Annotated in this window: 6 protein-coding genes; 3 read left to right on the top strand and 3 right to left on the bottom strand. The window is 70.9% G+C overall.

Annotation, left to right across the window (positions count from 1 at the left end; genetic code table 11):
* The 3 genes from AOK24_RS30275 to AOK24_RS30265 all read right to left on the bottom strand — a co-directional run.
* Nucleotides 1-1096 (bottom strand): MFS transporter (locus AOK24_RS30275; RefSeq protein ID WP_055723226.1); only part of this gene is annotated, 1096 nt, incomplete at its 3' end.
* Nucleotides 1097-1107: 11 nt separating this feature from the next.
* Entirely contained in the window at nt 1108-2388 is a 1281-nt protein-coding gene (locus tag AOK24_RS30270; RefSeq protein WP_055723225.1) for an MFS transporter, read from the bottom strand.
* Nucleotides 2389-2408: 20 nt separating this feature from the next.
* Entirely contained in the window at nt 2409-2984 is a 576-nt protein-coding gene (locus AOK24_RS30265) for an ArsR/SmtB family transcription factor (RefSeq protein WP_055723224.1), read from the bottom strand.
* 102 nt (nt 2985-3086) lie between these two features.
* Here AOK24_RS30265 and AOK24_RS30260 point away from each other — a divergent pair, with 102 nt between their 5' ends.
* The 3 genes from AOK24_RS30260 to AOK24_RS30250 form a co-directional block, all read left to right on the top strand.
* Complete coding sequence (locus tag AOK24_RS30260) at nt 3087-3356, top strand: hypothetical protein (protein WP_133258224.1); 270 nt, start codon at nt 3087-3089, stop codon at nt 3354-3356.
* 183 nt (nt 3357-3539) lie between these two features.
* Entirely contained in the window at nt 3540-4859 is a 1320-nt protein-coding gene (locus AOK24_RS30255) for a jacalin-like lectin (protein ID WP_055723222.1), read from the top strand.
* Between the two features lie 156 nt (nt 4860-5015).
* On the top strand, nt 5016-5588 hold a 573-nt coding region (locus AOK24_RS30250; RefSeq protein ID WP_055723221.1), incomplete at its 3' end, for a TetR/AcrR family transcriptional regulator.

The following is a 5588-nucleotide window of genomic DNA, read 5'->3' as shown; positions in this document are numbered from 1 at the left end:
CGGCGGCGCCGATCGGGGCCGCGGAGTACTGGAGGGTCCAGAACGCGGATGTCACTCTGCCCAGGAGGTGTTCGGGGGTCACCTCCTGGCGCAGGGACATCGAGCAGGTGCCGCCGACGGCGACGGACGCGAGGAACGCGGCGGCCAGGACGGCGACTTGAGGGACGGAGTCCGCGCGGCCGAGCCCGACGACCGCGAGCCCGGACACGGCGACCGACGCCGTCCACACGGGCCCGAAGCCGAGGCGGCGGCGCAGGCGGGCGACGAGGAGGGACCCGGTCACCGTACCGAGCGCGCCGGCCCCCATCACGGCACCGACCGTCCCGTCGTCCTGCCCGAGATCGTGTTTGAGGTGGTAGATCAGCAGGTCGACGAGCCCGAGGGTGAGAAAGCTGAACAGGAACAGCAGGGCGGTGACCGAGCGCAGCACCGGGTGGCCGTAGAGGAAGGCGACGCCGGCCTTCAAGTCCCGCCAGATCCCGGGGTGTTGTACGTCCTGCCGGGGCACCTTCTTGATCCGTACGGCCATGAGGCACGCGGCGGAGACGCCGAAGCTGGCCGCGTCCACGCCGACGGCCGCCGCGGGCCCCGTCCACGCGGCGACCGCGCCCGCGCCGAGCGGCCCGAGCACCCCGGCCGCGGCGGCCGTCGCGTTGAGGCGGCCGTTCGCCTCCGTGAGGCGCCCCGTGCCGACGAGCCCGCGCACGACGGTGACGTACCCGACCGCGAAGAACATGCCGATGGCCTCGCAGACCGGCAACACGGCGTACAGGAGCCAGACTTGGGGCCCCGCCAGCCAGACCAACGGGATCACCCCGTACAGAACCATGCGCGCGAGGTCGCAGGCGATGAGGAGCTTGCGCCGGTCGACCCGGTCGACGACCGCGCCCGCGAAGACCGCCGAGAGGACGAGCGCTGCGCCGCCCGCCGCCGTGAGCAGGCCCATGCTCGCGATGGAGCCGGTGGCTTCGAGGACGAGGAGCGGGAGGGCGATCAGCGCGAAGGAGTCGCCGAGGACGGAGAGGGTCTGGGCGAGCCAGAAGGTGGTGAAGTCGCGTTGTTTCCAGAGGGGTTGCTCGCTGCGGGTGTCGTCCATCGGGTCGAACCCTACGGTGTGGGGCGCGTGTCGAGACCCACGGCGTCGTCCGTGTCGCGGCGTCCGCCGCGCGAGGGCGTGGCGTGCGGCTCGCGCGTCCTCGGTATCGGTGACGGCAGCAGCCACAGCACGGAGAGGGCGCCGCCGACCGCCGCCACGATCAGCGTAGTTCGCAGCCCCACCGCGCTCGCGAGTGCGCCGCCCGCCAGTGCGCCGAGAGGACGAACTCCGTAGTTGACGGTGCTGTACGCGCCGGCGACCCTCGCCCGCATGCCGTCCGGAACGGCCGCCGCCTGAAGGGAGTTGAGGTTCACGTCGAAGAGCATGACGCCGAAGAAGGAGAGGAAGAGGGAGGCGGAGAGGAGGACCGCCCTCGCCCAGGGCGGACCGCCGGCCGCGGCCCCGAGCGCGAATGGGAGCGGGAAGAGAACGGATCCGATCACAACTCCCTTGCCCGAACCGAACTTTCGGGCCAGCACCGGTGCCGCGAACGCGCCCCCGAGTCCGCCGAGCGCACCGACACCGAACGCCGTTCCGATCACCCCCGGGGCGAGCTGGAGTTCCCGGTCGGCGTAGAGGACGATCATGCCGGTGCCCGTGAGGTACGTGAAGAAGTTGACGGTCGTCGTGCAGGCCAGGCCGTACTTCAACACCGGTTCCCCGAGCACGAATCGCACGCCCTCCCGAAGTTGCCGGTCGCCCTTCGCCGGGGGCGGCTCCTCCATCCTGATCCCCGCGATCAGGGACGCGGACACGAGGAACGAGAGCGCGTCCACGAGGACGGCGACCGGGGCGGTGAGCGCCTGCACGAGCGCCCCGCCCGCCGCCGGGCCCGCCACGTACGTCGCCGAACGCCCCGCGCTGAGCAGGCTGTTGGCCTCCACGTACGCCTCCGGCGGGACCAGGCGGGCGAACACGGCGGACGTCGCGGTGCCGCCGGCGACGGACGAGGTGCCGCTGACGACGGCGAGCGCGTAGAGCTGAGTCATCGTCAGGGAGCCCAGGGCGTAGGCGATCGGGAGGGTGAGGAGGGTCGCCGCGTTGATCAGGTCCGTCGCGATCATCAGTCGGCGCTTGGGACTTCGGTCGACCCAGACGCCGAGCAGCAGGGCGAAGAGGTTGGGGGCCGAGGCTAGGGCGGCGAGGAGGGCTACTTCGGAGGTGGTGGCTTCGAGGGTGGTCGCGGCGAACAGGGGGAGGGACAACTCGGTGATTCTGTCGCCGAGTTGGGAGGTGGTCTGGGAGGTCCAGAGGCGTCGGAAGCCCGGGTTGGCGCGTAGGAGGGTGGTCATCGGGTGGAGTTGGGGTCATCTTAGGGGAGTTCGGGGAGGGCGTTGGTCAACAGAGCCACGTGGCGGGCACCTTGGGGGCGTTCGGCGGCGGGGCGGTGGACGTAGGGGGCGACCAGGGCCTCGAACGCCTCGCGGAGGGCGGCGAGTTCGGGGGCGGTGACCGCGATCCTCGTATTGAGGCCGCCCGCCAGCTCGACCCACTCCGGCTCCAGCTCCGGCGCCGTCTCCGTCAGCCAGCGCAGGGGAAGTTCGGCGGTGCGGGCGAACACCTCACCGGCGAGGAGCTGCGCGGCCGAGCGCCCTTCGCCGTCCGGCGGCACCGTGAACCGGAACCCCCGGGCAGCCGCTTCCCAGCGCCGCTCCCTGCGGTCCGTACCCCCTTCCGCGTCCCGCACCAGCCCGAAGCCCGCGAGGTGACGCAGATGCCAGCTCGTGACGGAGGGGGTGGCACCGACGTACGGCGAGAGCTGCGAGGCAGTCGCCGGACCGTACCGCTGAAGCCGCTCCAACACCGCGAGCCGGACGGGGTGCGCCAGCGCGCGCATCGCTTTGGGGTCGGTGAGCTGAAGGTCGCCGAGACGGTTTCCCGAATCCATGGTCTGAGAGTGTTCTCTCAGAAACTGCGAGAGTCAACTCTCAGAGTTGGGCGGGAAATTCGGCTTGCGGCGGCAGGAGGGGGCGCGTGCACCATGACCTGCATGGACTTTCCCTCCGGCCACCCCGCCCACTCCGGCGAGTTCCCCTCGTGGGACGCCGCGCTCGCTCTCGTCAACCATGATCTCGACGCCCTGCTGCCGGGGCGGGGGCCCTTGCGGTTGTGGGAGGTGTGGCCGGTGTGCGACGAGCACTGGCTCGGGATGCACGCGCGGGAGGGAGAGGAGGCGAGGCGTGCGGTGTGGTGGTGGTCATGTGCGGTGCGTCGTAGGGGAGTTGCCGGTTCGTCGGCCGGCTCGCCGGGACCGGCGTAAGCGGTGTAATGAGCGGAAACCAGGCGGGTTGCAGTAACCGCTTGCTCACAGTTTTCCGGCGTTTCATCCGTCACTCTTGTGCGTCACACCGGTCGCCTCCAACCTGAGCATTGTTCAAGTCTCTTTACGCTTCACTTCCCCTTCCTTTCCGTCTTCTTTTCGTCGACCGGAGACTCCCCCACCATGAGACGCATCATCGGCACCCTCGCGGCGACCGTGCTCGGCCTCGCCGGGCTCACCGTCGCCTCGGCGGCACCCGCACAGGCCGCGCCCTCGGGGACGTTCAACGTCCTGACGTACAACGTCGCGGGCCTGCCGGAGCCCTTGAGTTCGAGCAAGCCGGCCACCAACACGCCGTTGATCTCGCCCCGGTTGGGCGCGTACGACATCGTGAACGTGCAGGAGGACTTCAACTACCACGCGGCGCTGTACGCGAACGACGACCACGCGTACCGCACGCCGACGAGCGGCGGCGTACCGTTCGGCGACGGGCTCAACACGCTCTCCGACGTACCCTTCGAGGACTTCGAGCGGGTCCGGTGGAACCAGTGCACCGGCACCAACTGCCTGACGCCGAAGGGCTTCTCGCTGGCCCGGGTGCGGCTCGCCGAGGGCGTCTTCGTGGACCTGTACAACGTCCACACGAACGCGGACGACTCCGCGGACGCCCTCGCCGCGCGGCGCGCGAACATCACGCAGCTGTCCGACTTCATCACGGCGAACTCCGCGGGCAACGCGGTGATCGTGATGGGCGACACGAACACGCGCTACACCCGCGCCGGGGACAACATCCGCACCCTGACGTCCGTGAACGGCCTCACCGACGCGTGGGTGCAACTGGTCAAGGGCGGCACTCCCCCGACGCAGGGCGCGGACGCGATCGTGTGTCCGACGAGCGCGCCGCCGAACACCTGCGAGGTCGTCGACAAGGTCCTGTACCGGGGCAGCCGGCTGGTGGACCTTGCAGCAACCCGTTACAGCAACGACTGGGCGAAGTTCCTGGACTCGGCGGGCGGCAACCTCTCCGACCACTTCCCGCACGCGGTCGACTTCTCCTACACCCTCAACTCCTCCTTGCGGGCGAGTGACTTCACCGGCGGCCCGCACGGCACGGCCTTCAACGACGCGGACGACCTGCCCTCGGCGCCCGCGCCCCGCACGCTCACCCTGCGCGGCGCCTCCCGCCTGGACGCGGTCTCCCTGGGCCTCTCCGACGGCACCACCCTCACGCACGGCGGCACCGGCGGCACGGCCACGTCCCTCACCCTCGCGAGCGGCGAGCACCTGACCTCCGTCAAGCTGACGCAGGGTCAGAAGGACGGCCGTACGCGGCTCTTCTCGGCGTCCTTCGGCACCGACAAGGGGCGTTCGCTGTCCGCCGGTACGGCGACGTCGGACGCGAGGACGTTCACGGCGCCGGCCGGGTGGCAGATCGTCGGGTTCACCGGGCGTTCCGGGGACGAGGTCGACAAGCTGGGCGTCCTGTACGCGCCGATCCGCTGAGCAGCACCGCACCCCTGAGAGCGCCGTACGCCCGTGTTGCTGCAACCGTTTTCCGGGGCGTTGCCGCAACCGGTTGCCCGGCGTTGCCGTGAGCGGTCCCGCGCGGCCTGCCTAAGTGTCCTAGGATCCCGCCTAGGACACGGACGGAGGCACCCCATGGCACGCGCGGGAATCACGGTGGACCGGCTCGTCGGAGCCGCCGCCGAGCTCGCCGACGAGGTGGGGTTCGAGAACGTCACCCTGTCCGCGCTGGCCCGGCGCTTCGGCGTCAAGGACGCGAGCCTCTACTCGCACGTCAAGAACCTCCAGGAGCTGCGCACCCGCCTCGCGTTCCTGGCCGGCGCCGAGATGATCGACCTCATCTCGGCGGCGGTCGCGGGGCGGGCCGGCAAGGACGCGCTGGTCGCGTTCGCGGGCGCGTACCGGGAGTACGCCCTGCGCCATCCCGGCCGGTACGCGGCCACGCAGATCCCCGTCGACCAGGACCTCGCCGCCCAGTCCCCCGCGCTGCGGCGCACCGCCGAGATCACGTACGGCATGCTGCGCGCGTACGACCTCGACGAGCCCGACCTCACGGACGCCGTGCGGCTGCTGCGCAGTACGTTCCACGGGTACTGCGTACTGGAGGCGGCCGGGGGGTTCGGGGCGTCGCGGGACGTCCGGGAGTCCTGGGACCGGGCGGTGGAGGCGCTGCATTCGGCACTGGTGAACTGGCCTCGGGGGGAGGGG

It is taken from the genome of Streptomyces niveiscabiei (assembly GCF_001419795.1).
In the GTDB taxonomy this organism is placed as follows: domain Bacteria; phylum Actinomycetota; class Actinomycetes; order Streptomycetales; family Streptomycetaceae; genus Streptomyces; species Streptomyces niveiscabiei.
Note: the sequence above shows the minus strand (reverse complement) of the source record. Positions and strands in the feature narration are given on the sequence as shown.